The organism is Pseudonocardia xinjiangensis (genome assembly GCF_012911925.1).
Classification (GTDB): domain Bacteria; phylum Actinomycetota; class Actinomycetes; order Mycobacteriales; family Pseudonocardiaceae; genus Pseudonocardia; species Pseudonocardia xinjiangensis.
The window spans coordinates 1-24,816 of the sequence record NZ_JAAXKY010000021.1 but is presented as its reverse complement, the minus strand read 5'-3'; the positions used below and the strand labels follow the sequence as shown (position 1 = coordinate 24,816).

26 protein-coding genes and 2 pseudogenes are annotated in these 24,816 nt (G+C 69.3%); 16 read left to right on the top strand and 12 right to left on the bottom strand.

Features of this window, described 5'->3' with window-relative positions; genetic code table 11:
* The first annotated feature begins 19 nt into the window (after positions 1-19).
* Entirely contained in the window at positions 20-721 is a 702-nt protein-coding gene (locus tag HF577_RS09230) for a hemerythrin domain-containing protein (protein ID WP_169395340.1), read from the top strand.
* A gap of 29 nt (positions 722-750) precedes the next feature.
* Positions 751-1,659, top strand: a complete 909-nt coding sequence (locus HF577_RS09225; RefSeq protein ID WP_169395339.1) for an LLM class flavin-dependent oxidoreductase — start codon at positions 751-753, stop codon at positions 1,657-1,659.
* 223 nt (positions 1,660-1,882) lie between these two features.
* On the opposite strand, the gene HF577_RS09220 is transcribed toward HF577_RS09225, so the two are convergent.
* From HF577_RS09220 to HF577_RS09215, 3 genes are all read right to left on the bottom strand, one after another.
* Complete coding sequence (locus HF577_RS09220) at positions 1,883-3,127, bottom strand: branched-chain amino acid ABC transporter substrate-binding protein (RefSeq protein WP_312859029.1); 1,245 nt, start codon at positions 3,125-3,127, stop codon at positions 1,883-1,885.
* Between the two features lie 96 nt (positions 3,128-3,223).
* Positions 3,224-3,403, bottom strand: a complete 180-nt coding sequence (locus HF577_RS40120; RefSeq protein ID WP_344017181.1) for a hypothetical protein — start codon at positions 3,401-3,403, stop codon at positions 3,224-3,226.
* Positions 3,404-3,945: 542 nt separating this feature from the next.
* Entirely contained in the window at positions 3,946-6,657 is a 2,712-nt protein-coding gene (locus tag HF577_RS09215; RefSeq protein WP_312859028.1) for a LuxR family transcriptional regulator, read from the bottom strand.
* Between the two features lie 124 nt (positions 6,658-6,781).
* Here HF577_RS09215 and HF577_RS40115 point away from each other — a divergent pair.
* The 3 genes and pseudogenes from HF577_RS40115 to HF577_RS09205 form a co-directional block, all read left to right on the top strand.
* Positions 6,782-6,889 (top strand): annotated as a pseudogene (locus tag HF577_RS40115) (AsnC family transcriptional regulator); the annotation flags it as partial.
* Positions 6,890-6,992: 103 nt separating this feature from the next.
* Complete coding sequence (locus tag HF577_RS37370) at positions 6,993-7,133, top strand: Lrp/AsnC ligand binding domain-containing protein (protein ID WP_211174007.1); 141 nt, start codon at positions 6,993-6,995, stop codon at positions 7,131-7,133.
* Between the two features lie 175 nt (positions 7,134-7,308).
* Complete coding sequence (locus HF577_RS09205) at positions 7,309-8,583, top strand: HNH endonuclease signature motif containing protein (RefSeq protein ID WP_169395337.1); 1,275 nt, start codon at positions 7,309-7,311, stop codon at positions 8,581-8,583.
* 78 nt (positions 8,584-8,661) lie between these two features.
* Here the strand turns inward: HF577_RS09205 and HF577_RS09200 are convergent, their stop codons facing one another.
* The gene (locus tag HF577_RS09200; RefSeq protein WP_169395383.1) at positions 8,662-9,666 is read right to left on the bottom strand and encodes an aldo/keto reductase; all 1,005 of its coding nucleotides are present in this window, start codon (positions 9,664-9,666) and stop codon (positions 8,662-8,664) included.
* A gap of 143 nt (positions 9,667-9,809) precedes the next feature.
* Here HF577_RS09200 and HF577_RS09195 point away from each other — a divergent pair, with 143 nt between their 5' ends.
* Complete coding sequence (locus HF577_RS09195) at positions 9,810-10,682, top strand: helix-turn-helix transcriptional regulator (RefSeq protein WP_169395336.1); 873 nt, start codon at positions 9,810-9,812, stop codon at positions 10,680-10,682.
* Between the two features lie 179 nt (positions 10,683-10,861).
* Here HF577_RS09195 and HF577_RS09190 read toward each other — a convergent pair whose 3' ends face one another.
* The 5 genes and pseudogenes from HF577_RS09190 to HF577_RS09180 all read right to left on the bottom strand — a co-directional run bounded on the left by HF577_RS09190 (position 10,862) and on the right by HF577_RS09180 (position 14,118).
* Entirely contained in the window at positions 10,862-11,566 is a 705-nt protein-coding gene (locus HF577_RS09190) for an IPT/TIG domain-containing protein (RefSeq protein WP_312859027.1), read from the bottom strand.
* Between the two features lie 129 nt (positions 11,567-11,695).
* Positions 11,696-11,821: pseudogene (locus HF577_RS40110) on the bottom strand (IPT/TIG domain-containing protein); the annotation flags it as partial.
* Positions 11,822-12,012: 191 nt separating this feature from the next.
* Entirely contained in the window at positions 12,013-12,804 is a 792-nt protein-coding gene (locus HF577_RS09185; RefSeq protein WP_211174005.1) for an IPT/TIG domain-containing protein, read from the bottom strand.
* Between the two features lie 536 nt (positions 12,805-13,340).
* A complete protein-coding gene (locus HF577_RS39170) occupies positions 13,341-13,472 on the bottom strand; it encodes a hypothetical protein (protein WP_281359707.1) in 132 nt (43 codons plus the stop codon).
* A 43-nt stretch (positions 13,473-13,515) separates the two neighbouring features.
* On the bottom strand, positions 13,516-14,118 hold the full coding sequence (locus HF577_RS09180; protein ID WP_246266128.1) for an ABC transporter substrate-binding protein: 603 nt from the start codon (positions 14,116-14,118) through the stop codon (positions 13,516-13,518).
* 289 nt (positions 14,119-14,407) lie between these two features.
* On the opposite strand from HF577_RS09180, the gene HF577_RS09175 reads away from it, so the two are divergent.
* The 10 genes from HF577_RS09175 (at position 14,408) to HF577_RS09130 (ending at position 21,890) form a co-directional block, all read left to right on the top strand.
* Positions 14,408-14,659 carry a hypothetical protein gene (locus tag HF577_RS09175; RefSeq protein ID WP_312859026.1) on the top strand — a complete coding sequence of 84 codons (252 nt, stop codon included), beginning with the start codon at positions 14,408-14,410 and terminating at the stop codon, positions 14,657-14,659.
* A gap of 750 nt (positions 14,660-15,409) precedes the next feature.
* Complete coding sequence (locus tag HF577_RS09170; protein WP_169395334.1) at positions 15,410-15,874, top strand: MSMEG_3727 family PQQ-associated protein; 465 nt, start codon at positions 15,410-15,412, stop codon at positions 15,872-15,874.
* A 16-nt stretch (positions 15,875-15,890) separates the two neighbouring features.
* On the top strand, positions 15,891-17,582 hold the full coding sequence (locus HF577_RS09165; protein WP_169395333.1) for a pyrroloquinoline quinone-dependent dehydrogenase: 1,692 nt from the start codon (positions 15,891-15,893) through the stop codon (positions 17,580-17,582).
* A 59-nt stretch (positions 17,583-17,641) separates the two neighbouring features.
* Positions 17,642-17,743 (top strand): pyrroloquinoline quinone precursor peptide PqqA, encoded by a 102-nt coding sequence (gene pqqA / locus HF577_RS09160; RefSeq protein WP_169395332.1) that lies wholly within the window; start codon positions 17,642-17,644, stop codon positions 17,741-17,743.
* 110 nt (positions 17,744-17,853) lie between these two features.
* Entirely contained in the window at positions 17,854-18,744 is an 891-nt protein-coding gene (gene pqqB, locus HF577_RS09155; RefSeq protein ID WP_169395331.1) for a pyrroloquinoline quinone biosynthesis protein PqqB, read from the top strand.
* Positions 18,745-18,755: 11 nt separating this feature from the next.
* Positions 18,756-19,493 (top strand): pyrroloquinoline-quinone synthase PqqC, encoded by a 738-nt coding sequence (pqqC, locus tag HF577_RS09150; RefSeq protein ID WP_169395330.1) that lies wholly within the window; start codon positions 18,756-18,758, stop codon positions 19,491-19,493.
* A complete protein-coding gene (gene pqqD, locus HF577_RS09145; protein WP_169395329.1) occupies positions 19,483-19,809 on the top strand; it encodes a pyrroloquinoline quinone biosynthesis peptide chaperone PqqD in 327 nt (108 codons plus the stop codon). The genes pqqC and pqqD overlap by 11 nt, the downstream gene beginning before the upstream one ends.
* Positions 19,809-20,891 (top strand): pyrroloquinoline quinone biosynthesis protein PqqE, encoded by a 1,083-nt coding sequence (gene pqqE / locus HF577_RS09140; RefSeq protein WP_169395328.1) that lies wholly within the window; start codon positions 19,809-19,811, stop codon positions 20,889-20,891. Before pqqD ends, pqqE begins: the two co-directional genes overlap by 1 nt.
* 7 nt (positions 20,892-20,898) lie before the next feature.
* On the top strand, positions 20,899-21,132 hold the full coding sequence (gene rd, locus HF577_RS09135; RefSeq protein ID WP_169395327.1) for a rubredoxin: 234 nt from the start codon (positions 20,899-20,901) through the stop codon (positions 21,130-21,132).
* Complete coding sequence (locus HF577_RS09130) at positions 21,129-21,890, top strand: ribonucleotide-diphosphate reductase subunit beta (RefSeq protein WP_169395326.1); 762 nt, start codon at positions 21,129-21,131, stop codon at positions 21,888-21,890. Before rd ends, HF577_RS09130 begins: the two co-directional genes overlap by 4 nt.
* Before the next feature lie 57 nt (positions 21,891-21,947).
* Here the strand turns inward: HF577_RS09130 and HF577_RS09125 are convergent, their stop codons facing one another.
* From HF577_RS09125 to HF577_RS40105, 3 genes are all read right to left on the bottom strand, one after another.
* Positions 21,948-23,345, bottom strand: coding sequence for a DNA-binding protein (locus tag HF577_RS09125; protein WP_169395325.1), 1,398 nt, complete (start codon positions 23,343-23,345; stop codon positions 21,948-21,950).
* Between the two features lie 276 nt (positions 23,346-23,621).
* Entirely contained in the window at positions 23,622-24,161 is a 540-nt protein-coding gene (locus HF577_RS09120; protein ID WP_169395324.1) for a manganese efflux pump MntP, read from the bottom strand.
* Between the two features lie 402 nt (positions 24,162-24,563).
* Positions 24,564-24,674 (bottom strand): hypothetical protein, encoded by a 111-nt coding sequence (locus tag HF577_RS40105; RefSeq protein ID WP_211174004.1) that lies wholly within the window; start codon positions 24,672-24,674, stop codon positions 24,564-24,566.
* Between the last annotated feature and the right edge of the window lie 142 nt (positions 24,675-24,816).

The following is a 24,816-nucleotide window of genomic DNA, read 5'->3' as shown; positions in this document are numbered from 1 at the left end:
ACGTACAGGGAGAGCCTTAGTGACAACCAGCGAAGTATCGACCGGTGAGGCACATTTCGACGGCCGCGAGATGCTCATGGTGCACCACATGTTCCGGCGCGAGTTCGGCCTGATGCCGCGCCTGGTTCGTAGCGTCGCAACACGAGATACCGCGCGCGCCCAGATCGTGGCCGATCACATCGCGACCCTGAGCGGCGTGCTGCACCATCATCACCACAGCGAGGACGTGCAGGTCTGGCCGGTGCTCCGAGAGCGCGTCAAGGACGCGGACGCGCGGATGGTCGATCTCATGGGGACCCAGCACGAGGAGGTCGAGAAGGCCGTCTCCGAGGTCGACGCGGCCCTCCAGGTCTGGCGTGCATCCGCGGCAGCGGAGGACCGCGATGCGCTGGCCGGCGCCATCGAGTGGCTGCTGCCACTGCTGCGCGGGCACATGCGCACGGAGGAAGCGAACGTGGTCCCGGTGATGGAGCGGTACATCACCGCGGCCGAATGGAACCGGATGGTCCAGGCCGGAGCCGGAGAAGCCGACCCCGAAGCCATGCCACTCATGCTCGGGATGGTGATGTACGAAGGCGATCCGGAGATCATCGACGCCATCATCGGCAACATGCCACCCGAGGTTCGTCCCGTCATCGGACAGCTGGCCGCCGACGCGTTCGCTGCCCATTCCGAGCGGATTCACGGGACCCCCACTCCGCCGCGCAGCACCGAAATCTGACCGTTCGCCTTTCGAGGAGAGACCGACCTATGACTGACTACGGTCATGACCTGTTGTTCGGCGCCAACCCGGAGTCGCCGCCGGAGGGAAGCGGCGACATCGTGGAGCTGGCGAAGCTGACCGAGCAGGTCGGACTGGATCTGGTCACCATCGCCGACCACCCCTACATTCCGGATCAGCTGGACACGATGGCACTGCTGTCCGTCATCGCCGCCCGCACGTCGACGCTGCGGGTGCTGCCGGCCCTGGCCAACCTGCCCTTGCGGCCACCGGTCGCACTCGCCCGGACCGCCGCCACGCTGGACATCCTGAGCGATGGACGGTTCGAGCTGGGCGTGGGCAGCGGCGCGGTGTGGGACCAGATCGCCGCAGAGGGCGGCCCGCGACACACTCCCGGCGAGTCCATCGCCGCACTGGAGGAGGCCGTCCGGATCATCCGCGCACTGTGGACCCCGGGGGACCCAGTCCGGTTCGACGGTCGGCACTACCGCCTCGACGGGGTGGCGCCGGGTCCGTTCCCGGTCCACGACATCCCCATCTGGCTCGGCGCGTACCGGCCGCGGATGCTGCAGATGACCGGACGGATCGCGGACTGCTGGCTCCCGAGCTCCCCGTACCTCCCCCCGGAGCACCTCGCGGCGGCCAACGCGATCATCGACGAGGCGGCCTCCGACGCGGGCCGCGCGCCGCAGGCGGTACGGCGCGCCTACAACATCGCCGGCGAGTTCACCGCGGAAGGCGGCGGTTTCCTGCAGGGGCCACCCAAGGCGTGGGTCGAGCAGCTCGCCGAGCTCGCCCTCACCCAGGGCATCAGTACCTTCATCCTCTACCGGATCGAGTCCGCGGACGTCATCCGTCAGTTCGCCGCGGAAACGGTCCCGGCCGTGCGGGAGATCGTCGCCGCGGAGCGCGGCCGCCCCTCGGGACAGCCGGCCTAGGTCCTACGCCGGCGCAGCGCGCCGTGGCGGTCAGCAGCGCAGGTGCCGCCACGGCCACGCTGGAAGTGCGGTGGTGCTCGGCGCGCCAGAAGCGCCGAGAACCCAGCCGCTCCACGTGCCGGGCGAGGTCGACAGTGTTCTGCAGCGCTTCCCCGACCGTGAAGCCGACGGCGATGGGAAGTGGCCGACGAGCGTCCGAGCGAATCCGCCGGATGCTCCTGGGCTAATGCCCCGACCCGCCCGGCGCCGTGAAGGTGCCGGTTTCCACTGGCGCGAAATCATCGCCCTGCACCGCATACACCGTAAGCGCCTTGCTGACGGTTTCGCCGAACTCGTCGAACGCCACCTTGCCGCTTGTCCCATCGAGATTCGTCTGCTGGACGGCATCAACCAGCTCCTGGCGACGGGAGCTGCTGAAACCCACATCCCGCACGACCTTCGCCAGCGCATCGATGATCACGTTTGTCGCGTCGAAGGTCAGCGGCCCATATGCGCTGTACGAATCGACGTAGCCGGCCGCCGCGTACGCATCCGTGAAGTTCTTGGCGCTGGGCAGGCTCTGCACCGGTGCTCCGATTCCGGTAGCCAGGTCGCCCTGCCGGCCACCGAGGGTGACGTACTGCTTGTCGGCAATGCCGTCGCCGCCCATCACCGGAATCGCCAGCCCGGCATCGGCGAGCTGCTTCGACAACGGTCCGGCCACGGGGAACTCACCGCCGTAGTACACCGCATCAGGGTTCATCGGACGGATCTTGGCGATCACGCTGGAGAAGTCGGTGTCATGTTCCCCCACCCTCTCCTGGGCAACGACGTCGGCGCCGAGCTGCTTCGCCTCCTTCACGAAGTTCTCGGTGAGTCCGACACCGTAGGTCTTACCGTCGTCGATGACGGCGATCCTCTTCTTGCCCGCCTTCTGCACCAGATACTGCGCACCGAACGGCCCCTGCAACAGATCCGTGGTAGCCAACCGGAAGTACGTGGGGAACTGACGCTTGGGCGCAGTGGCGGCCTGCGGACCCATCGTCAGCACCGGATCCGTGTTGCCCGACGACACCTCCACGATGTTCTGCTGTTCGAGGATCGGAGCGACGGACTGCGCCGCCGACGAGTTGTAGGTCCCCACCACAGCCGCGATGTTCGGGTCGGATGCCAGCTCGGTGGCCGCCTGCGCCGCAACCTGCGGAGTCCCCTGATCGTCCTCCGGCTGGAACATCAGCCGATACCCCGGCACCGCACACTTCTCGTTCGCCTGACGGATCGCCAGGTCCGCCGAGTTCTTCATCCCTTGTCCGTAGGCCGACAGCCCACCCGACAACGGCGCGATCAGGCCGACAACCAGGGCCCCCCTACTCGTGTCGCACGACGACTCGGCGCGACCGCCGCCCAATTGGTTCGTACCGCATGCCGGAAGCAGCATCACCCCGGCCAAGAGCACGCCCGCCCAAGTCACCTTGCGTTTCAGACTCACTTCCACTCCCCCTCGGATCGTATGATCTGGCATTACTGCTCCTGACATCACAAGGTCATGGTTGCAGTTCGTAAACCGTGTTGAGCGGAGTTGACGTCACAACTCGCGAAGATACGTTATGTACCAAGAGGCGGCCATCGCCAGGAGCCACTCCCGCACGTAACGCTTGACCAGGACCGCACGCTCCGCGAGTTGGGCCGACGTGGCTGCAACAGCACTGCAGATCGCGTCGAACAACCCCAGCTTGTCGCCCAGAAATGCTAGTGGAACAGCCAGTGCGGCACCAGCATCAACAATTATCTAATCGCGCAGCCGCTCTGCCCTTTCATTATTGAACTGCTCCTCGCAGGTATGATCCTGACTCAGACTCGACATCATTCTCCTGATATTCGTTCGAGGCGCGCCTCACCGGTGAATAGAATTGGATTCGCAACACCCCCCGGTTGATGCGAATCACCAGGAACTGAGCGGAACGGCCTCCGGCAGAGGCTGGGGTGAGGCGGCGGACAGGATCAGAGTGCTCGCGTACCGCAGCTGAGCAGGCGTGAACGACTCATGGCGAGCCTCGTGGCTCGCGCATCAACTCTGTCGTTTATGCACGCTTTCGGTCCAGGCGTCATGAACACGTCCTTCGGCAGTTCGTTCAGGTTTCGCATCCCACCTTGGGCGTTCGCAGCGCCCGGTCGCGCCCGTGAGGACGAGGGCACACTCACGGGGATGCCCCGGGGCGGAAGTGGCAGCAGCGATACGCCCGATGGCTCTGAGGCGAGCCGGAACCTGCTGGCGATGAGACACGCACCCGCCTTCGCGGGTCCAGTTCAGCGGGAGAGGTCCTTCCGTGAGGTGATATGGAGCTTTGCGAAGATTCCTCTGAGGTGCCATTCGACGGTGCGGCGGCTGAGGAACAGCCGGGCCGCGATCTCGGGGTTGGACAGTCCCTCGCGGACGAGCCGCGCGATCTGGGTCTCCTGTTCGGTGAGCCGAGTGGTGGTCTCGGTGGTGCGCTTGCGCGCCGTGGCGCCGGTAGCGCGCAGCTCGCGCGCCGCGCGCCGGGCGAAGGCCTCCATGCCCATTTCCCGGAACATCTCGTGCGCCGTGCGCAGTTGCTGGCGCGCTTCCACCCGGCGCCGTTCCCGGCGCAGCCATTCGCCGAACAGCAGGTGGGCCCGGGCCAGCTCAGGACGGACAGACGCGCGGCCGAGTCTGTCGATCGCCTGGCGGTAGACGCCCTCGGCCGCCGGGCCCTCGGTCAGCAGTGCTCGTGAGCGGGCGGCGATCCCCAGTCCCCAGTCGGTGCTGCTGGCGTCGGTCACCTCCGTGAGCCGCCGGAGGGCGTCGGCAGCCTGCTCGCGGGCACCGCTGCGAACGGCCGCCTCGATCAGCTCGATCTGGACGCCCCAGGTGGAAATGCCCAGTTCGCGAGGGTGCTGGGCCTCTCGAGCTGTGGCCAACGCATCGTCGTAGTAGCCGAGACTGTTGCCGAGCAGCGCTTTGGCCCAGCAGATGATGGTCAGCCCGACTCCCTCGCCCTGGTCGAACGCTTCCGTGGCGAAGGTTTCGATCAGAGAGGAGGTCTCGGCTTCCCGGCCCTCCCACGCCGCAAGCAGCAGAGGCCCGTAGGGAATCAGGATGCCCGAGGTCGCCTCCGTCACCGTGTCCAGCTCCTGGCCGAGCGATGCAGCCGCGTCCAGCTCACCGGCAAGCGTCTGCGTCACCATTCGTGCGCTCAGCGCAATCGGGAGCACGGCGAGGGCGCCTGCCTCGCGCGCCTGCCGGACGAAGCGAGCGGTCAACCCGTCCCAGGCCTCGACATCCCACATCAGGTCGGCGACAGCTCGGCCGGCGAGCCAATGCCAGCACAGCGGCTCCTCCGGGGAGATGTCTCCTTCCCCGAAGGCCTCAAGGGCTCGGCGCAGCAATGAGATCGCGGCGGCGTATCCGTCGGTGAACCGGGCAGCCACGGCGGCAAGGAGAAGATCCGCCGAGCTCGGATCCGACGACGGCGCGGGGGCCGTCCGCGCGGCCTCGGCCACCTCCCGCACGCTGGCGAGCGAACCGGCGTGCATCGCCGCCAGGAGCGCCTCGAGATATGTCTCGCGCGCCAGCCGTGCGTCCAGGGACTGCAGCTGAGCGGCCGCCTTGAGCAGCAACGGCGGTACGTCGCCACCGCGGCTACTGGTGAAGGCAGTCCGGGCGCGCAGCAGGTCGACCCTGGCCCCTTGCAGCTCGGTCAGTGGACCGGCCTCCGCAAGGGCCAGCAGCCTCTCGGCCGCGGCCGGCATCCCCGCCTGATGTTCGGCCTGAGCTGCTTCCAGTACCCGCTCCACCCTTCGCGCCGGGTCGGGCGTGAGCTCTGCAGCCCGTTTCCAGAACGCCGCTGCAGCGGCCGGCCCGCCACGGGCCTGCGCCCGTCCCGCGGAGCGCTCCAGATCCGCGGCGACATCCTCGTCCGGCCCGGCCGCGGCTTGCGCTGCGTGCCATGCGCGCCGGTCGGGATCGCCATGGGGATCGGTCGCTTCCGCCAGAGCGCGGTGCACGCGACGCCGCTCCTCCGCCGACGCGTCGTGATAGACCGCCCAACGCTCCAGCGGATGCCTGAACCGCATCCGCCCGCCGATCACCAACAACCCGGCGGCAACCGCCGGCTCCGCGGCCTCCACACCGAGCCCGAGGTACTGCGCCGCCCGCCACACCAGCACCGGGTCTCCCAACGGTTCCGCCGCGGCGAGGAGCAACAGCCGCAAGGTCTCAGCCGGTAACGGCGCCAGCTGCCGACGAAAGCTGTCCTCGATCCGGGCCGGCAGCCCCGCGCCCCCCGGCCCGAACCCACCTGCCAGCTCCGCCGGGGAGAACCCCCGGGGCAGCTCCAGCAACGCCAGCGGATTACCCCGCGTCTCTGCCACGATCCGGTCCCGCACCCGACCGTCCGAAGGCCCCGGAAGTACCGAGTCCAGCAACGACCGCGCGTCCGCATCGGCCAGGCCGCCGACCACCACCTCGGGCAGGCCGGTCACGTCCTCGGGGCGGCGGGTCGCGAAGACCATCCCCACCCCTTCCGCTCGCAGGCGGCGCGCAACGAAGGCGAGCACCTGGGCAGAAGCGCGGTCGAGCCACTGCGTGTCATCGACAACGCAGATCAGGGGACGTTCCCGGGCGGCCTCGGCGAGCAAGCCGAGGACGGCCAGCCCGACCAGGAACCGATCGGGTGCCGGTCCTGCACTCAGCCCGAGCGCAGTGCCCAATGCGTCGCGCTGATGACCCGGGAGGCGCTGCGCCAGGTCCAGCATCGGCGCGCACAGCTGATGCAAGCCGGCGAAGGCCAGCTCCATCTCGCACTGGACACCGGCAACCCGTGCCACCCGGCATCCCGCCGCGTGCTCCACCAGGTAGTCGAGCAGTGCGGTCTTCCCCACACCCGGCTCGCCGCGCACCACCAGCGCCCGGCTGTCGCCCGCCGTCACCGTCTCGACGAGCGAACCGAGTCGTTCACATTCCGGGCGCCGACCCCGCAGGCCGGCCGGCGTCGCCACCCGTCCAATTGATATTCCCACTCGGCAACTTTATGCCAGAAGCCATGACATTAAGTTCCCGATTACGCTGCAATGATTGTAAGATGCGCAACAACACGCGCCTCGATTCGATCGATCGAGACATTTGTTTCATTTACAGAGGAACGGTCGGCTGAGCAACGTCGCGCTGGCGACGCGGGTCGGCTTGACCCCGCCGCCGTGGCTGCGCCGGATCAAGCGACTCGAGGCGGAAGGGATTATCACCGGCTACCGGGCACTGGTCGATCCCGCCGCCGTCGGGCAGGGCTTCGAAGTGACGGTCTCGGTCGAGATCCGGGGTCACCGATCTCGAGACGTTGCGGGATTTCGAGAGCACGGTTGCCGCCTACGACGAAGTGGTCGAGCTGCGGAGGGTCTTCGGCACGCCCGACTACTTCATGCTCGTACTCGTCGCGGACCAGACCGAGTACGAGGCCCACCACGGCAGCGTCCGATGACTCCGCCGGCGCGCCTACAGGGAATGACGCAGGCCGGGCAGCTTCAGCGGCCCAGCCAGCCTGTCGTTGCGAGGTCGCTGCGGCGGCGTCCCCCACTGACGGCGCGAGCGCTGAATGGCCGTTGACCTGCGACGACCAACATCTATTCGAACATGTGTTCGAGTATGATGAAGAGGTGTCGGACAGCCCGCTCACCACCGCGCATCGCCTCCTGGTCGAGGCGATCGACGCGCTGTCCGCGGCCACCGACGCCGCCACCGACGATGACCTGCTGTCCGTGCTCACGCTGTGCGGGGGCACGAGCAGGCGGTTGGACCGGCTCACTGTTGCCACCGTGGCCAGTTTGGAGCGGCGGGGCACGTTCGCCGAGCGCGGCTACACGTCGACCCCGGCGGCGTTGGGGGATCTGCTCGGCTGGGAGCGGTTCGAGGCCCGCCAGCGGGTGGTCGCCGCCGAACAGGTGTGCCCGCGGGTGAGCCTCGATGGCACCGCGTTGCCCGCGAAGCTGCCTGCCACCGCCGCGGTGTTCGCCGCCGGGCACACCGGGCTGCGGCACGTCGCGGTGATCGCCCGCGTGCTCGTCAGCCCGGCCGCGGAGCGGCTCACGCCCGACGTGTGGGCCGGTGCGGAAGCCCAGCTCGCCGACAAAGCCGCGGTCTATACGCCGTCGGAGCTGCAGACCTGGGGCACCGCGCTGGTCGATGCCCTCGACGAGGACGGCGCCGAACCCGACGACCGTCCACCCGCGCCGGTCAACGAACTGCACCTGACCCGCCACCGCGGCAAGCCCGGCGGCACCCTCAAAGCCCGGTTCGACGACGCGGCGATGTTCGATGCCATTGCCACCGTGATCGACGCCCACGCCCGACCCGCCACTGGCGACGAGCACCGCAGCACCGCGCAACGCCAGGCCGACGCCCTCGCCGACGTGTGTGGCTACGTGCTCGACCACGGCGATGTGCCCGAGTGCGGCGGGCGCCGCCCGCACCTGAACGTGCTGATCCGGCTCGAAGACCTGGAGAACCGGGCCCGCGCCGCCTGCCTGGACTTCGGCGGCACCCTCACCCCGGAGTCGCTACGGATGCTGGCCTGCGACGCCGCCGTCGTGCCCGTCGTGCTCAACGGGAAGGGTCAGCCGCTCGATGTCGGTCGGGTCACCCGCACGATTCCCGACGGTCTGCGCCGCGCGATCGCCGCCCGCGACCGCGGGTGCGCCGGGTGCGGTCGGCCGCCGTCGTGGTGCGAGGTCCACCACATCAAGGCTTGGCAGGACGGTGGTGACACGGCCCTGCACAACTGCGTCATGCTCTGCCGGGCCTGCCACCGCCTGCAGCACCACTCCGAATGGGAAGTACGCATCCGCGACGGGCTCCCCGAACTCATCCCACCCGCCTGGATCGACCCCCAACGAAGGCCTCGCCGACAACCACTCCTGCACCTCGCCGCATAAGCGCGCCCGCCAGATCAGACCGCGGTGGTCAGACCTGAGCGCGCCGGGAGCTTCAAGGCCGATGATCCGCGCGCATCGTCAGGACTTCTCGCTGTCCAGGATGGCCATCTGCGAGGCCGCGTACCGCTCACCGGCCGCGGCGTCCGCCGGCACCGCCGCCTCGATCTCGGCGAGCGTCTCCTCGTCGAGATCAAGGGCCGCTGCGGCGAGGGACTCGGCCAGCCGGTCGCGACGGCGGGCGCCGACGAGCGGGACGATGTCCTCGCCCTGGGCTGCGACCCAGGCGATGGCGACCTGGCTCGTTGTGGCCCCGATGCGCCCGGCGACCCGGGTGAGGGCGCCGACCAGGCGCAGGTTCGCCTCGAGGTTTCCGTCCTGGAAGCGGGGGCTCTGCGCCCGGAAATCGCCGCCGGTCAGCTTCCGGTCGGGGTCCCAGTGGCCGCTGAGCAGGCCGCGGGACAGCACTCCGTAGGCGGTCATGCCGATGCCGAGCTCGCGCAGCGTCGGGATGATGGCCTTCTCCGGGCCACGCGACAGAAGCGAGTACTCGATCTGCAGATCGCTGATCGGAGCCACCGCGGCGGCGCGGCGAATCGTGTCCGGTCCGACCTCCGACAGGCCGAGACACCGGATGTAGCCGGCGTCCCGCATCTCCAGCATGGCGCCGACGGTGTCCTCGATCGGAACCTGCGGATTCAGCCGGCTGGGGCGGTAGATGTCGATGTAGTCGGTCCCCAGGCGTCGCAGCGAGTACGCCAGGCGATCTTTCACCGCGGCGGGCGAGACGTCGTAGTGCACGGGTTGGAAAGCGCCGTCGGGCGTGCGCCGCGACCCGAACTTCACGCTGATCACGACGTCCTCGCGGCGGCGCTCCTTCAGGGCGCGACCGATCAGCATCTCGTTGTGGCCGGAGCCGTAGAAGTCACCGGTGTCGATGAGCGTGACGCCCGCGTCGATCGCGGCGTGCAGGGTCGCGATGCTCTCCCGCTCGTCAGCGGGTCCGTAGAGGTCGGACATGCCCAGTGCGCCCAGGCCGATGGCCGAGACCTGGGGTCCGTGCGCGCCGAGCCGGCGGGTACCGATGGTGGGCACTGTGGTTCTCCTTGACGTGTCGTCCTTGTTGCGTCGTCAGCGTGGGCCGGTGTTTCCGGGCCAGCCATGGCTGCGTCTACCCGGGGGTTGCCGTCCCCTGGCTCAGCCGACCGGGATCGGTGACGATGGAGAACGTGAACGAGCCGGAACTCGCCGCATTCCTGAGGTCCCGGCGCGACCGGATCCGACCGAGCGAGGTCGGTCTGCCCACCGGTCCCCGGCGCCGGGTCCCCGGGTTACGGCGCGAGGAGGTCGCCCAGCTCGCCGGATTGTCCGCCGACTACTACACCGAACTGGAGCGCGGCCGCAGCGCGCAGCCCTCGGCCCAGGTCCTGGCTTCGCTCGCCCGGGCGTTGCGACTGAACGGCGACGAACGCGACCATCTGTTCCACCTCGCCAACCGGCCGAACCCGCCGGCGGCCCGCGGCCCGGCCGCGCACGTCCAGCCAGCGATGCTCAGCCTGCTGGACCGGCTCACCACCACTCCCGCCCAGGTCATCACCGACCTGCACGAGGTACTCGTGCAGAACCCGTCGGCCGTCGCCCTTCTCGGCCGTCAGCCAGTGGCACGGGGTCCAGCGACCAGCTTCGTCTACCGCTGGTTCACCGATCCCGACATCCGCGCGCTGCATCCGCCCGAGGACCACGACCACCACTCGCGCGTCTTCGTCGCCGACCTGCGCGCCGTCGTCGCCCGTCAGGCCCGGGACACGGAGGCGAACCGGATGGTGGCCGCCCTACGACGGCGCAGCCAGGAGTTCGCGACGCTGTGGGAGACGCGTGACGTCGCCCTTCGGCGAGCCGACCACAAACGCATCGTCCACCCCGCGCTGGGCGTCATCGAGGTGGACTGCCACAGCCTGTTCAGCGAGGACGGACACCAGCGCCTGCTGTGGTTCACCGCTCCGCCCGGCACCGAAGGTGCCGCCCAGCTGGAGCTTCTCTCCGTCATCGGCACCCAGGACATGACGGTGGAAGAAGCTGCCGAGGCCCGTCACGGCCGATGATCCGCGCGCACGATCGTCAGGACCGACACCCACGCGGCGATCTGAGCCACTCTCCCCGGTCGGCCTCCGTCCGCGGGGGCGTAGGCCGACCGGGGGTCACGGGGAGCGGCCGCTGGTCCGCGGGTGCGGATGCGCGGGTCAGACGTAGTGGTCGTCGCCCCGGCGACGCCGCCTGACGCTCAGATCTCCGGTGCCGGGATGTAGTTGTAGGGAAGTCCGCTGCTGGTACCGCCCGGCGTGGTGAGAGTGACCTGCACCGTGCCGGCACCCGCCGGGGCCGTCGCGACCACCTGGGTGGGGGACAGCACCGTGAACGGAGCGGGGTTGACCCCGAAACTCACCGCGCTGGTGAAGGTCAAGCCGGAGCCGCTGATCGTCACCGAGGTTCCGCCTGTTGCCGGCCCCTCATCAGGCACCACCGAGGTGATCACGGGAGCCGCGATGTAGAGGTAGTCGGCTGCGGAGCTCGGGCCACCGGGTGCGGTGACGACGACCTGGGCCGTGCCCGCTGCATGTGCCGGTGCGGTGGCGGTGATCTGGGAGTCGGAGTTCACCGTGAACGCCGTGGCCGGCGTGCCACCGAAGCTCACCGCGCTGGCTCCCGTGAACCCGGTACCGGTGATCGTCACGACCGTGCCCCCTGACGTGGGCCCCTGGTCGGGAGTCAGGCTCGTGATCGCAGCTGAGTTGACGTAGAAGAACGCCACATCAGCGTTGCTGCTGTTCGCGCCGGGCTTGGTGACGACGACGGGAGCCGCGCCGGCGGCGTGCACCGGTGTCGTCGCGGTGATCTGGGTCGCGGAGTTCACCGTGAACGACGCGGCCGGTGCCCCGCCGAAGGTCACTGCGGTGACCCCGGTGAACCCGGTACCGGTGATCGTCACGACCGTGCCACCGGGAGTCGGCCCGGACGACGGACTGACGGTGGTGACCACCGGCGTCACGGGGGCCTGGTACACGAAGTTCAACGGGTTGCTGACCCCGGTGGGCCCGGTGACAGTGACCAGCGCGTTACCCGCCGCGTGCGCTGGCGCCGTGGCGGTGACCTGGGTCGCGGAGATCACTGTGAACGACGTGGCCGGTATGCCGCCGAAGGTCACTGCACTGGATCCCGTCAACCCGGTACCGGTGATCGTCACGACCGTGCCACCGACAGTCGATCCGACTGCCGGGTTGAGGCTGGTCAGCGTAGGCACGACGGCTCTTCTGAACTAGCGGCGCCGGAAGAGGCCGGCATTTCGGTGGTCATGATGCCCTTCCTTCCTCAATGTGCCCACGGACCCGGGGGGCGCCGCGAGCTCGCGGCGCCCCCCGGGTCCCATGGGATGCCTCAGATCCCAGGCCCGGCGAGATAGGTGTAGCCGGCGGTCAGGGTGTCGGTGCCACCCGCGCCCGTCACCACCACGTCCGCGGTGCCGGCAGCTCCGGCCGGCGTGACCGCGCTCATCTCCGTGGGCGAGACGACGACGAAGCTGGCCGGTACGCCGTCGAACGTGACCTCGGTCGTGCCGGTCAGATCGGTGCCGGTGATGGTGGTGGCGGTGCCGCCCGTGGTCGGTCCTTCGGCCGGGACGATCGCCGTGACGCCCGGTGCGGCCACGTACTCGTAGAACAGGCCGTTCGTGCTGCCTGCCGGGGTGGTCACCGTGACCCCCACCGAGCCGGCGGCCCCAGCAGGGACCGTCGCGACGATCGAGCCGGCGTTGGAGCTGGTGACCGTGCCGGCGTTGGCCCCGAAAGCGACCCCGGTCGCGTTGTTCAGGTTGGAGCCGTTGACGGTGACCGTCTCACCTCCGGCCGTGGAACCTTGGACGGAACTGAGACTGAACTTTGTCGGCGGCTCGAGATAGAAGTAGGACAGCGGGTTGCTGGTGCCGCCCGGGGTGGAAACGGTGACACCCACGGCACCATGTCCGGCTGGGCTGGTCACGCTGACCGAGGTCGGAGTGTTCGCCGTGATCGTCCCCGGCCTCGTACCGAAACGGACCGCACTCGCGTTGGCGAGACCGGTACCGGTGATCGTCACGGCCGTGCCGCCGGCGCTGGAGCCCTGGTTGGGGGAAATAGGCATGACAGGATCATCCTCACTCAGAACACACGGGGAAAGGGTTGCGTCGCGCATGAGAAAGCCACCGAATGACTAGTGAATTGCGGTGATCCGGCTCTGACGTTGGCAGTCCCGCGCGAACATTCGTCACTCTACCGGGTTACTCCGACAGACAGATCAACAGGCGTGTAGTTCATCTGCACGGCCCAGCGGCGAGCGAACCCGCCACGCAACGTCAGAGATCTTCGGCCATACGAGGCCGGCCGTGGCGATCGTCCCGCCGCATTGCGAAACGAAACGCCGACTTCATTACGCTGGGTAATGGCAACGCCCGGAGTTTATCTAAATGTCGGCCGCCGGCATTTCCGGGCGACCCGATGAACACCTGAAACCAACGCACGACGCAGTGGTCTCGATTTCCGAAGAAGCCGGGCGTCTTTTACCCCGACGAGCCCATGGGCACCGCCGGAAGAGACGGCGCCTGACAATTACTGCGAAACGCGCCGTATCGCCATCTCGCCGCGAAACGGCCGAACACGGTACCCCGCGCCACCAGCTACGCCTGTTTTCCGGCCGGCGTGTTGCTCGTCCGGGCGGTCGCTCGGGGTGGTTCAGCGGTCCAGCCAGGTCGTCGCGTAGACGATGTCCCGCGTGATGTACCGGTCGATCCCCTTCACGTCGGGCTTCGTGATGGTCGAGAGATAGCTGCGGCTGAGCCAGAGGAACGCGATGTCCTGGTTCACGAGTAGCTCAACCTGCTGGTAGTCCGACGTCCGCGACGCGGCGTCACTCGTCGCCGCGGCGTCGTCGAGCAGGCGGTCGACCTGCGGGTTCGAAGAGGCTGTCGGAGCCGACGAGCTGGTTGCCGTACTGGCTCGCCGCGAGCGCGTTCAGGTCGATGGCCCGCACGGCCGCCTCGCGCATCCTGCGGTCGTCGAACGGGGCTCTCGCGAAGTTGAAGTAGAAGAAGAAGCCGCCGCTGCCCGGGCCGTAGTACACGGTGAAGGCGGGGTTGGCGTTCGCGCGGACGAGCTCGTTGTTGTAGCCGCCGAAGATCATGTCGACGTCCCCGTTGCCCATCGACGCGTAGCGCGTCTCGGTGTCCGACAGCGGGCGGAACTCGAGCCCGTCCAGGTGGGGCAGGCCCGGCTGCCAGTACCGGTCGTTGCGCACGAGCTCGAGCTTGTTGTCGCGCAGCCAGCTCGTGACCCTGAACGGTCCGGCGCCGACGGGGTGGTTGCCCACGTCGTCGCCGTACTGCTGCAGGGCCGCAGGCGAGATGATCATGCCGAGCGTGCCCGCGAAGAGCGGTTGCGCGAAGACCACCGGGAAGTCGCCGAGCGGGGCCGCCAGTGTGAACTCCACCGTGAGCGGGTCGACCGCCCGCATCTGACCGCCGCCGTGTTGGCCCCCACCGCCCCGCACGCCGCGAGCAGCACCGCGACCAGCACGATCCCGAGCGCCGCTCTCCCACCGGCGTTCCGCCGCGTCGTGATCATTACCCGACGCCAGGACGCGGTGACCGCCGGGGAACCGTACCGACGGCTCCCCGTCGCTACGCCAGATGTCGCGGGGCGGGCCGCGCTTCCACGGCACGGAAGGCGCGTAGCCGCAGCGGCCCGCTCGCCGTTACCTTCGGCCCGCCCGACGGTGCGGGCCCACCAGGAGGGACGGCCTCGTGACGATCGACGACACCGCCCTCGCCGGACTGCGCGCCACGCTCGCCGCCGACGACTACGCCATGGAGGTCCGCCCGCACGGCCCCGGCGTGCAGGTGCAAATCAGCGCGGGCCCGGAGGCGTGTGCGGACTGCCTGGTCCCCAAGCCGATCATGCGCAGCATCCTGCACACCGCGCTGGGCGTGCCCGAGGAGGCGATCGAGTTGGCCTACCCCGGCGACGAGACCGGCGCGGCGGCTCCCGCGGACTGAGAGCGGTCACTCCCCCGCCGTGTCCCGACGCATCCTGAAGACCGGCGCCGAGACCGTTCGCCCGAGACTGTCCGAGGATCGGTGACCGACGGCCGGTATTCCTGAGGTCCCGGCATGCGCGGCGCCCCGCTCACGGCCACCGCTCGGGCAGTCGCGGCGTGATCGCGGCGTGATCCAGGTGTGGCCGATCGACCGCCAACGGGGCAGAAGCTCCTACGAACGGTAGCTCTTCGCCAACGAACGGGGCTGGGTCGCACAACTCGGCGGCCACTCTTGCCGGGCTAATCCTGGAGCGAGTACGGTACTTCTCGTCTCACATTTACGCAAAGAGTGTGACCCTGAGCAGGTTTCCATTGCGGGGCCGCTCCCATGCAGGCCAGGGGCCCGACCAGCGGGCGCACTGGATCGGCAGTAGAGCCACGTACGAGATACCACACTGAACAACGGAGTTGCAGTGGGAGTACATTTCGGACGCCGTCACCGAACCGATTGTGGACGACGCGGACAACGCACAGAGCTACGGTAGTCGTAGAGCTCGATCGCATTTCACTCGGCCAGCCGGCCCGGGACCCCTCGATACTCCCCGCTGAGATCGATGACGAGGCCCGCACCTGACTGGAGCGGATCGGGCCGGCCGGAGCGAACAGTGACCTGTCCGACTCCCGGCAAAGCCGTACCAGATAAGCCATTAAGGCGTTCTGCGAGATCATTTCGTATCGGTGTCCACAAGCCGACGGAGAAGGGTACTCAATGACGACTACTTCGAACGAGCGATCAGAGCAGTTGGACGAGGCCGGCCTGGCCGTGCAGAACAGGCTCGCCCTGGGCCGGCAACTGGGGACGGGGAACATCGGACACGCCGAGGAGGATTCTGACGGCCGAATGCGCGCCACCATCCGGATCCCTGAGGACGAGCTGGTCTGGGACCCCGCGATCATCATCCTGCCCCACGGCGGCGAGCTCGAGCTCACCCTCATCAACGACGACAAGAACACCCACTGCGCGGTGCTGCCCACCATCGGGGACCACCTGATCATCTGGCTGGTCAACCATTCCAAGGGGACGGCCACGCTCAACCTGCCGGGCCCGGGCACCTACTGGTACGGCTCCACAACCGGTAACGACGAGGGCCGCGGCCTGACCGGGGCGATCGTCATCGGCGGGGAAGTTCCAGCCGAGGCCAAGCTCGACCGTCCCGCCCAGCCGCGCCCGTAGCAGAAAGGAGCAGGTGATGACCGACTACGTCGACGCAGGTCAAGCCGTCCGCCTCACCTCACTCAGCGCCGTGAAGGGAAGTGCGCCGCAGGTAACCGAGAACGTCAACTACGAGCGCATTCTCGAAGCGGGCTCGGAGCCACACAACTGGCTCACCTACTACGGCACCTATGACGGCCAGCGCTACAGCACGCTGGACCAGATCAACAAGGAGAACGTCCGGCGCCTGACGCCCGCGTGGGTGTTCCAGGCCGGCGCGACCGGCATGCACTCCGGCGCGTCGACCTACTCGTTCGAGGCCTCCCCGCTCGTCGTGGACGGGGTCATGTACGTCTCGGGCCCGGAAGGCAAGGTCTGGGCCATCGACGCGACGACCGGCGAAGAGCTCTGGCGGTTCAAGTACCCCTCCCCGTACGACGTCTCGCTGTGCTGCGGGAACGTGAACCGCGGCGTGGCCGTTGGGCACGGGAAGGTGTACCTCTGCACCCTCAACGCCCACCTCATCGCCCTCGACGCGACGAACGGCGAGATCGTCTTCGACGTCGTCAACGGTGACGTGCGCGCCGGGGAGAGCGGTACCGTCGCGCCGCTGCTGGTGAAGGACATGGTCATCATCGGGAGCTCCGGCGGGGAGTTCGGGGTCCGCGGGCACCTCGACGCGTTCGACGCCCAGACAGGGGAGCGCCGCTGGCGCTGCTACATGATCCCCAAGCCCGGCGAGCCCGGGTCCGAGACCTGGCCGGCCGACGGCGAGGCGTGGCAGCGCGGCGGTGGGAACTGCTGGGTCACCCCCACCTACGACCCGGAGCAGGAACTCCTCTTCCAGGGGACGGGCAACCCGGCGCCCGACTTCGACGGCGGAGTCCGCGAAGGCGACAACCTCTACACCGACAGCGTCGTCGCGGTGGACGTGAACACCGGCGAGATCCGCTGGCACTACCAGTTCACCCCGCACGACCTGTGGGACTACGACTCCACGATGGAGAACCTCCTGTTCGACGCCCCCGACGGGCGCAAGCTGCTCGCGCACGCGGACAAGAACGGGTACTTCTTCGTCCTCGACCGGACCAATGGCGAGCTGGTCCGGGTGTTCCCCTTCGTGGACCGGATCACCTGGGGGGAGATCACCCCCGACGGGAAGGTCACCCCCAAGGTGTATCCGGACAAGGAGGGCGAGCCGGTGCACTTCTGGCCGGGGCCCGCCGGGGGCAAGGAATGGACGCACATGTCCTACAGCCCCCAGACCGGGCTGATCTACGTGCCGGTCCAGGAAGTCGGGGCGACGGCCACCCGTCGGCGCCGCGAGTTCAAGGAGAGCATCCCGTACTGGGGCGCGGGCGTGGCCGTGGACCTCGAGGACTTCTACGGGTACGTGGCCGCCATCGACCCGCTGACCGGCGAGGAGAAGTGGCGCTGGCGCAACGAGTACCCGATGTGCGCCTCGACGCTGGCCACGGCGGGCGGACTGGTGTTCCAGGGCACGCCGACGGGTGACTTCGTCGCCCTGGACGCCGAGACCGGTGAGAAGCTGTGGTCGTTCCAGTGCGGGAGCGGGCACCACAGCAGCCCCACCCCGTACAGCGTGGACGGCCGCCAGTACATCGCGGTGCCCACCGGCTGGGGTGGCTGGGTCGAGGGCTTCTTCCCCGGATTCCTCGGCGCCAACGCGGGCGATGCGCTGTTCGTCTTCGCCCTGCCCGAGGACTGACAGACACGCCGGCAATACCGCGCACACGCGGCGAAGCAACGGAGAAAGGAGGTGACGGCATGGAGTCCACCATCACCCAGCTCGAGTGGGAGGCACCCGAGTTCGAAGAGATCGGGTGTGCCCCGGAGGTGACCATGTACATCGCCCGCTCGGAGGCCTGAGCCGACGCACGGGTACGAGGACGGAGGAGGGGCACCGGACGGGTCCGGCGCCCCTCCTTCCGTTCGGACGCACGACACGCGCCACGGCGCGCGAAGGAGGAGGACGCGGGATGAGGCTGCGAGTGCTGGGATCGGCGGCCGGGGGCGGGTACCCGCAGTGGAACTGCAGCTGCCCGACGTGCGGCGCGGTCCGTGACGGGTCCCGGCCGGCCCGGGCGCGCACCCAGTCGTCGATCGCGGCGAGCCCGGACGGGCGACGCTGGTTCCTGTTCAACGCCTCCCCCGACATCCGGACCCAGTTCGAGGCGTTCCCCGGCATGCATCCCGGCGACGGGCGGGTGACGCCGCTTCAGGCGGTGCTGCTCACCGACGCCGAGATCGACCACACCCTGGGCCTGCTGCTGCTGCGCGAAGGGCGCGGCATCCAGCTGCACGCGACGGCCGCGACGCACGCGACGCTGCGCGATGGCACCGGGTTCCTGAACACGCTGGAGCGCTTCTGCCCCGTCGACTGGCACCCGGTCCTCCCGGGACGGGAGGTGTCGCTCGGCGGGATCTCCTACCGGGCGTTCGACGTCCCCACGGCCAAGCACGACCGGTTCGGCACCGGGAACGACCAGGGACGGGTGGTGGGCTACCGCCTGACCGACGAGACCACCGGACGTGCGGCGGTGTACCTGCCGGGTGTGCAGGAGCTGACGCCGCCCGTGCGCGACGAGTTCGACGGGATCGACTGCCTGTTCATCGACGGCACCACCTGGCACGACGACGAGCTGATCCGGCTCGGGCTGGCTCAGAAGACCGCACGCGACATGGGGCACCTCGCGATCGGCGGCCCCGGGGGCAGCCTCGAGCTGCTGTCCCCGCTACCGATCGACCGCAAGATCTACATCCACATCAACAACACCAATCCGATCCTGTTGGAGGACGCTCCGGAGCGCCGCCTGGTCACCGAGGGCGGCATGGACGTGGCGCACGACGGGCTCGAGGTGGAGGTCTAGGCACGATGACGATGACGACGACATCGAACGGCAACGGAGTAGCGGCGAACGGACGGACCGCGACGGCGGGCCCGGGTACCACGGCGTTCCTGGAGCGCCTGCGCGCGCACTCGAAGAGCTACCACAGCGCCCACCCGTTCCATGTGCGGATGAACGAGGGAACGCTCTCCCCCGCCCAGATCCGCGGCTGGGTGGCGAACCGCTTCTACTACCAGGAGAACATCCCCCGCAAGGACGGGGCGATCCTGTCCAACTGCACTGACGTGGAGGTTCGCCGGCGCTGGATCCGCCGCATCGTCGACCACGACGGGGTCGTCGCCGGGGAGGGCGGCATCGAGGCCTGGCTGCGCCTGGGCGAGGCATGCGGGTTGACCCGCGAGGAGGTCCTCGACCACCGCCACCTCGTGCCCGGCGTGCGGTTCGCCGTCGACGCCTACGTGACGTTCGCCCGCACGAAGCCGTGGGTGGACGCGGTCGCGTCGTCGCTTACCGAGCTGTTCGCACCGGACCTGATGGCCGAGCGCCTGGCCGCGTTCGAGCGCTGCTACACCTGGATCGACCCGGACGGGCTGGCCTACTTCCGGGCCCGGCTCGAGCAGGCGCCGCGCGACTCCGAGCACGCGCTGGAGGTCGTCACCGCGCACTGCCTGACCCCCGACGCGCAGGACCGCGCCGTGGAGGCGCTGTCGTTCAAGTGCGACGTGCTCTGGTCCATGATGGACGCGATCGACCAGGCCTATGCCGAATGACACCGGGCTCACCCCGGCCGCCCCGGCCCCTCTATCCGCACTGCCGCCGGACACGGTCCGTCCCCGGCTCGGGCCGCACCTACGGCTGCATTTCGACCGCTCACGCGGCAAGCACGTCCTGCTCGCACCGGAGTCGGTGATCGTCCTCAACGCAACCGGCGCGGACGTCGTCGGCCTGTGCGACGGGTCCCGGACGGTCGCCGCGATCGTGGACGAGCTGCGTGCCCGCTACCAGCGACCGGTGGACGACGAGGTGCGGGACTTCCTGGTCCGCATGGCCGCCCGCCGCCACGTCATCCTCGAGGAGACGATGTGATGGACAGGCCCTTCGGGTTACTGGCCGAGCTCACCTACCGCTGCCCGCTGGCCTGTGCCTACTGCTCCAACCCGCTGGAGCTCGCCGCCTACGACGACGAGCTGTCCACGGCGGACTGGCAGCGCGTGTTCACCGAGGCAGCAGAGATGGGCGTGCTGCAGTGCCACCTCTCCGGCGGCGAGCCGCTGCTGCGCCGCGACCTGGTGGACCTGGTGCGCACGGCCGCCGAGCTGGGCATGTACACCAACCTGGTGACCAGCGCGATCGGCTTCTCCCGCCCGCGGGCCGAGGCCCTCAGGGCGGCGGGGCTCGACCACGTGCAGGTCAGCGTGCAGGCCGACGAGCCGGCGACGTCGGACCGGATCGCGGGCATCCCGTCGTTCGAGCGCAAGCTCAAGGCCGCCGCCGTGGTGAAGGACCTCGGCTGGCCGCTGACCGTCAACGTCGTGCTGCACCGGCAGAACATCGACCGGATCGCCGAGATCGTGGCGCTGGTCGAGGAGCTGGATGCCGACCGCGTCGAGCTGGCCAACACCCAGTACTACGGGTGGGCGTTGCGGAACCGGGCCGCGCTGCTGCCCAGCCGCGACCAGCTCGCCCGTGCCGAGGAGGTCGTGCGCGACGCCCGGGCCCGCCTGGGCGGCCGGATGGAGATCGTGCACGTCCTGCCGGACTACTACAGCGAGTACCCGAAGCCGTGCATGGGCGGCTGGGCGTCGCGCCAGCTCACCGTGGCGCCCAACGGCGACGCGCTGCCCTGCCCGGCCGCGCAGACGCTCCCGCTGCCCCGGGCCAGCGTCCGCGAGGACTCCCTGGCGACGATCTGGGACGAGTCGCCGATGTTCACCGCGTTCCGCGGCACCGGCTGGATGCAGGACCCGTGCCGCACCTGCGATCGCCGCGAGCTCGACTTCGGCGGGTGCCGGTGCCAGGCGTTCCAGCTGACCGGCGACGCCACCCGGACCGACCCGGTCTGCCACCTCTCCCCCGACCACGGGCTCGTGACCGAGGCGGTGGAGAAGGCCAACGCGGGTTCCCGCCCGGTGGACGAGCTGCTGGTCGCCCGCCCGCACCGCGGCTGAGCCCGGCATGAGCGTCAGCGGACGGACCCAGGCCGAACCGGTGACCACGCGATGGGTCTGCATCCCCTGTGGATTCATCTACGATCCCGAGGAGGGCGACCCGGACAGCGGCATCGACCCAGGCACGCCCTTCGAGGACATCCCTGACGACTGGATGTGTCCCATCTGTGGTGCCACGAAAGCGGATTTCCGCGAGCTGGAGCCGGGCGAGTTCCCGGAGGACGGAGGCCTTGAGTCGTGATCGCCGGATACGACCACTTCGTGACACTCGCCGAGTCGCTGCAGTGGGACGAGACAGCCCTCGACTACTCGGCCGACCGCGAGGCCTGGCCGCAGCTCACCGACGCCGAGAGCGCCAGGGTCCTCGGGCTGATCGCGGGCTTCGTCATCGCCGAGACAGCGGTGTCCGGGGAGCTCGCCGCCTACCAGGCGGCCGCGTCGGACAGCTCGATGGAGGCGGCCTTCCGCGCCCAGCTCCGTGACGAGGCGCGCCACGCCCGCTTCTTCGACCTCGTCGCCGCCGAGGTCGCCGGCGTCCCGGGGGCCGACCCCGCCGCACGGCGCGACGCTCTGCGCAGCCTCGTCAGCAGCGACCTCGTCGACCTGTTCGAGGAACGCCTGCCGGCCACCGCCGGGCGGCTCGCCGAGAACCACGGCTCCCTGTCCGCCGCGGTCGGGCTCTACCACATGGTGATCGAGGGCGTGGTCCTCCTGGCGGGACAGCACGCGATGCTCGAGGCGCTCGAAAGCCTGTCCGTCAAGCTGCCGGGTGTGCACAAGGGATGCGAGCTGGTCCTGCGGGACGAGCGCTGGCACATCGGGTTCGGGTCGCGCATCGTCCAGCGCGCCGATATCGGCCCGGACGAGGCGGACATGCTGCTCGAGCAGGGGGAGACGGCCGCGAAGGTGTGGGGGGACCTCATCACACCCGCCGCGATCGAGACCGCCGTGCGGCAGCACCGGCGCCGGCTGAAGGCCGCCGGCATCAAGTTCTGGTGACCCCATGACCTGCGCCCGGGACGCCGGATGCGGGGCCCGTACGGGCGTCCCGCGACGTCAGAGCCCCAGTGCGTCACGGACGGCGGGCGTGTTCCTCCGGGAGACCGGCACCACGTCGTTGGCCCGGCTGTCCATGACCAGGAACAGCTCGCCCTTGAACCCGCGCTCGATCTCCCGGACGCGACTGAGGTTGACCACGTAGCGGCGGTGCACCCGCAGGAACCCGGAGTCGGCCAGCTCGTTGGTGAGCTTGTCCAGGCCCGGGGAGGCGGCGCGCAGCCGCCCCTGCTCGGTGGACAGCCACACGTCGTTGCCGTCCGACTCGGCGAAGCAGACCTCCGGCAGCCGCAGCAGCACCATCCGGTCCTCCCGTAGCGCCACGACCCGGTGCATCGGCCTCGCGGGCGGATGGGTGGGCGCCATGGTGGGGAGCGGCTGCGTATCGCCGGAGGCGCCGAGCAACATCAGGTGCCCGGCCAGCTGCCCCGAGAAGAACACCGGCCGGACGGTGACCGGGACCGGCTCGTCGGCGAGATGGGTGAAGATCTGTGTCGAGCCGACCCAGTCGGGATTCTGGGCGGCGCACCCGCTCGCGTACTGGGCGACACGGATCAGGTCCGGCAGGGAGGTGCGCCACCTGATGGTGGGCTCGACCGCCGGCACCTCGCTGGGCACACCCATGAGCACGCTCGCGCGCTCGTCGGCGATCACCACGTTCCCCGCGGTGTCCACCGCGGCCACTGCGGCCGTGGCACGCCCTTTCACCTGGGCGAATGCGGCGATCAGTTCGGCGGCACTGTCCCGGGCGCGCCCCTTCAGCGTGCTCTGCGTCTGGGTGACCGCATGGGAGAGCCACCTGCCGGTGGCATCGGGCAGCGGGGTGCGCCAGCACGAGATGTTGAGCACCGCGATCGGCTCGCGGGTCACCACGTCACGCACGGCGATGGCCGCGCACGCCCAGCTGTGGAACGCCTGGCACCAGTGTTCCGCGCCCCTGATCAGAACCGGGCCGTGCGTCTCCAGCGCCGTACCCATGCCGTTCGTGCCGGCCCCGGCCTCCGACCAGCAGGACCAGGTGGCGAGGTTGGCGTCGGCGGCTCTGGCCACCGTGGCCTGGTCACCCCAGGTGGCCAGGATCCGGCCGGTGGCGTCGGCGACGGTCACGATGCCGTTGAGGCCTTCCACCTCCCGCGCCATGGCACCCGCAAGCCCGCCCAGCTCGGTCAGCACCACGTCTTGTTCGAGCGTGTGGTCGCTGTGTGCCGCCGCCAGCGGAGCTTCGGTCAGGTGTGGGTCGACCCGGTACTGCTCGCGGCAGCGATGCCAGGAGACCACCACCTCGGGCCGGACGCCACGGACATGATCCTCGCCCTGGACGAACCGCTCCCACGCGGCGAACACCGTGCTTCTACCGGGACTCCCCGACATGGTGTCGAGCCGGTGCACATCGCTCATGCTGAAGAACCGCCTTTGGTCCATCCCCACACCGCACAGCACCCACCCAGCTCACGCCGCCGAGCGCTCGTCACCGCCGGGCCGACCGCTGCCGGGCACCGCGCGGCGCATGTCCCGCGTGATCACCCGGCGCCACCTCATGTGTACCCCGCCCCTCCATGGTCTGCAAAGGGGCCGAAGACCACGTTCCTCCGCGTTCCCGATGCGGGCGGGCTCCAGCACGGCCGTGACGGCCGGTCGGACCACGCCGCGGCCGGCGCCCGGCCATGCCCCGCGCTAGTTGCCGAACGCTATCGGCAGCACGATGGCCGCGACGATGAGTGCGATACCACTCAGCAGATCTGAGCGAATGCGGATGAGCCGGGCCGCGGCTCGACCGAGTTGCAGCCCGACCAACGACATCAGGGCCGTGGTGACCCCGAACACCGTCGCCGAGATCCAGGGAGAGAATCCGAGCAGTCCCAGCCCGGCGCCGGCCAGCAGATTGTCCAGGCTCAAGGACAACGGGATTCCGAACAGTGCCCACGGCTGGTCCACCTGTTCGGGTTCAGGTTTGCGCAGCGCTCCGATGAGAAGATACAAACCGTACCCGCCCAGCGCGGCCGACCCCACGTACTCCGCGACCGTACCGGTGGTCTCGCCGACGTAGTTGCCGACCAGCAGGCCCACCAACGGCATTACGCCGTCCCACAGCCCGAACGTCAGAGCGACCTGCACCGCACGGCGAAAACCGAACGGCACCGTGCCGAGCGCGATCGCCACCCGGAAATTGTCCAGACTGAGCGCAAAGCTGAGGATCAGAAGCTCGGTGATCATGCGGCCGGCAGTTTCCGCCGCGCACTGAACCGATGGGGCGAGCTCCGACGACAGTGTCGTTTCCTCATGCGGCTCAGACTAGTTCGACCACGCCAGTCCTTCAATAACCATTTCGGCCCGCCGCACTCGATGGACCCCGCACCGGGAAGTACATTCGTCCCTATTGCGGAAATTATGATCGCCGACCCCGGGTGTGCATCGAACAGTTCCGAGCCGGCCGGCGCCCGATGCCGGTACCGCGGCTCGGGTGGAGAGTTTCTCCACCGGGGCTACGGCGCTCGCCCGACGACACGGCGATCCGGCGGACCTACGTTTTGGTGGCGGCCGGGAATCGGCCGGACACGCGATGCACTCGGCGAGGGAGACCGGTCATGACGTACGTGAAGGGCTTCATCCCGCGGGCTACCCCCGCCCCGCCCGCTCGGCGAGCGCCTGCGCCGCACCGCGCGGGACCACCACCACCGGCACCGGCGAGTGCCGGACGATCCGCGACGAGCGGGAGCCGATGAACACACGCTCGAGCGGTCCCGCGGTGCTGGCCAGTGCGGTGCCGGTCTCCGGGTCGTCGTACTCCTACGCCTACGCCACGCTCGGCGAGGTCGTCGCCATGGGGGTGGCGGCATGCCTGCTGCTCGAGTACGGCGTGTCGTCCGCG

Excerpts from the sequence above, each read along its gene's own strand:
- HF577_RS09225 (WP_169395339.1), top strand. The coding sequence starts at position 751 with ATGACTGACTACGGTCATGACCTGTTGTTCGGCGCCAACCCGGAGTCG.
- HF577_RS09185 (WP_211174005.1), bottom strand. The coding sequence starts at position 12,804 with ATGCGCGACGCAACCCTTTCCCCGTGTGTTCTGAGTGAGGATGATCCT.
- HF577_RS09180 (WP_246266128.1), bottom strand. The coding sequence starts at position 14,118 with ATGCGGGCGGTCGACCCGCTCACGGTGGAGTTCACACTGGCGGCCCCG.
- HF577_RS09170 (WP_169395334.1), top strand. The coding sequence starts at position 15,410 with ATGACGACTACTTCGAACGAGCGATCAGAGCAGTTGGACGAGGCCGGC.
- HF577_RS09165 (WP_169395333.1), top strand. The coding sequence starts at position 15,891 with ATGACCGACTACGTCGACGCAGGTCAAGCCGTCCGCCTCACCTCACTC.
- pqqA (WP_169395332.1), top strand. The coding sequence starts at position 17,642 with ATGGAGTCCACCATCACCCAGCTCGAGTGGGAGGCACCCGAGTTCGAA.
- pqqB (WP_169395331.1), top strand. The coding sequence starts at position 17,854 with ATGAGGCTGCGAGTGCTGGGATCGGCGGCCGGGGGCGGGTACCCGCAG.
- pqqC (WP_169395330.1), top strand. The coding sequence starts at position 18,756 with ATGACGACGACATCGAACGGCAACGGAGTAGCGGCGAACGGACGGACC.
- pqqD (WP_169395329.1), top strand. The coding sequence starts at position 19,483 with ATGCCGAATGACACCGGGCTCACCCCGGCCGCCCCGGCCCCTCTATCC.
- pqqE (WP_169395328.1), top strand. The coding sequence starts at position 19,809 with ATGGACAGGCCCTTCGGGTTACTGGCCGAGCTCACCTACCGCTGCCCG.
- rd (WP_169395327.1), top strand. The coding sequence starts at position 20,899 with ATGAGCGTCAGCGGACGGACCCAGGCCGAACCGGTGACCACGCGATGG.
- HF577_RS09125 (WP_169395325.1), bottom strand. The coding sequence starts at position 23,345 with ATGAGCGATGTGCACCGGCTCGACACCATGTCGGGGAGTCCCGGTAGA.
- HF577_RS09120 (WP_169395324.1), bottom strand. The coding sequence starts at position 24,161 with ATGATCACCGAGCTTCTGATCCTCAGCTTTGCGCTCAGTCTGGACAAT.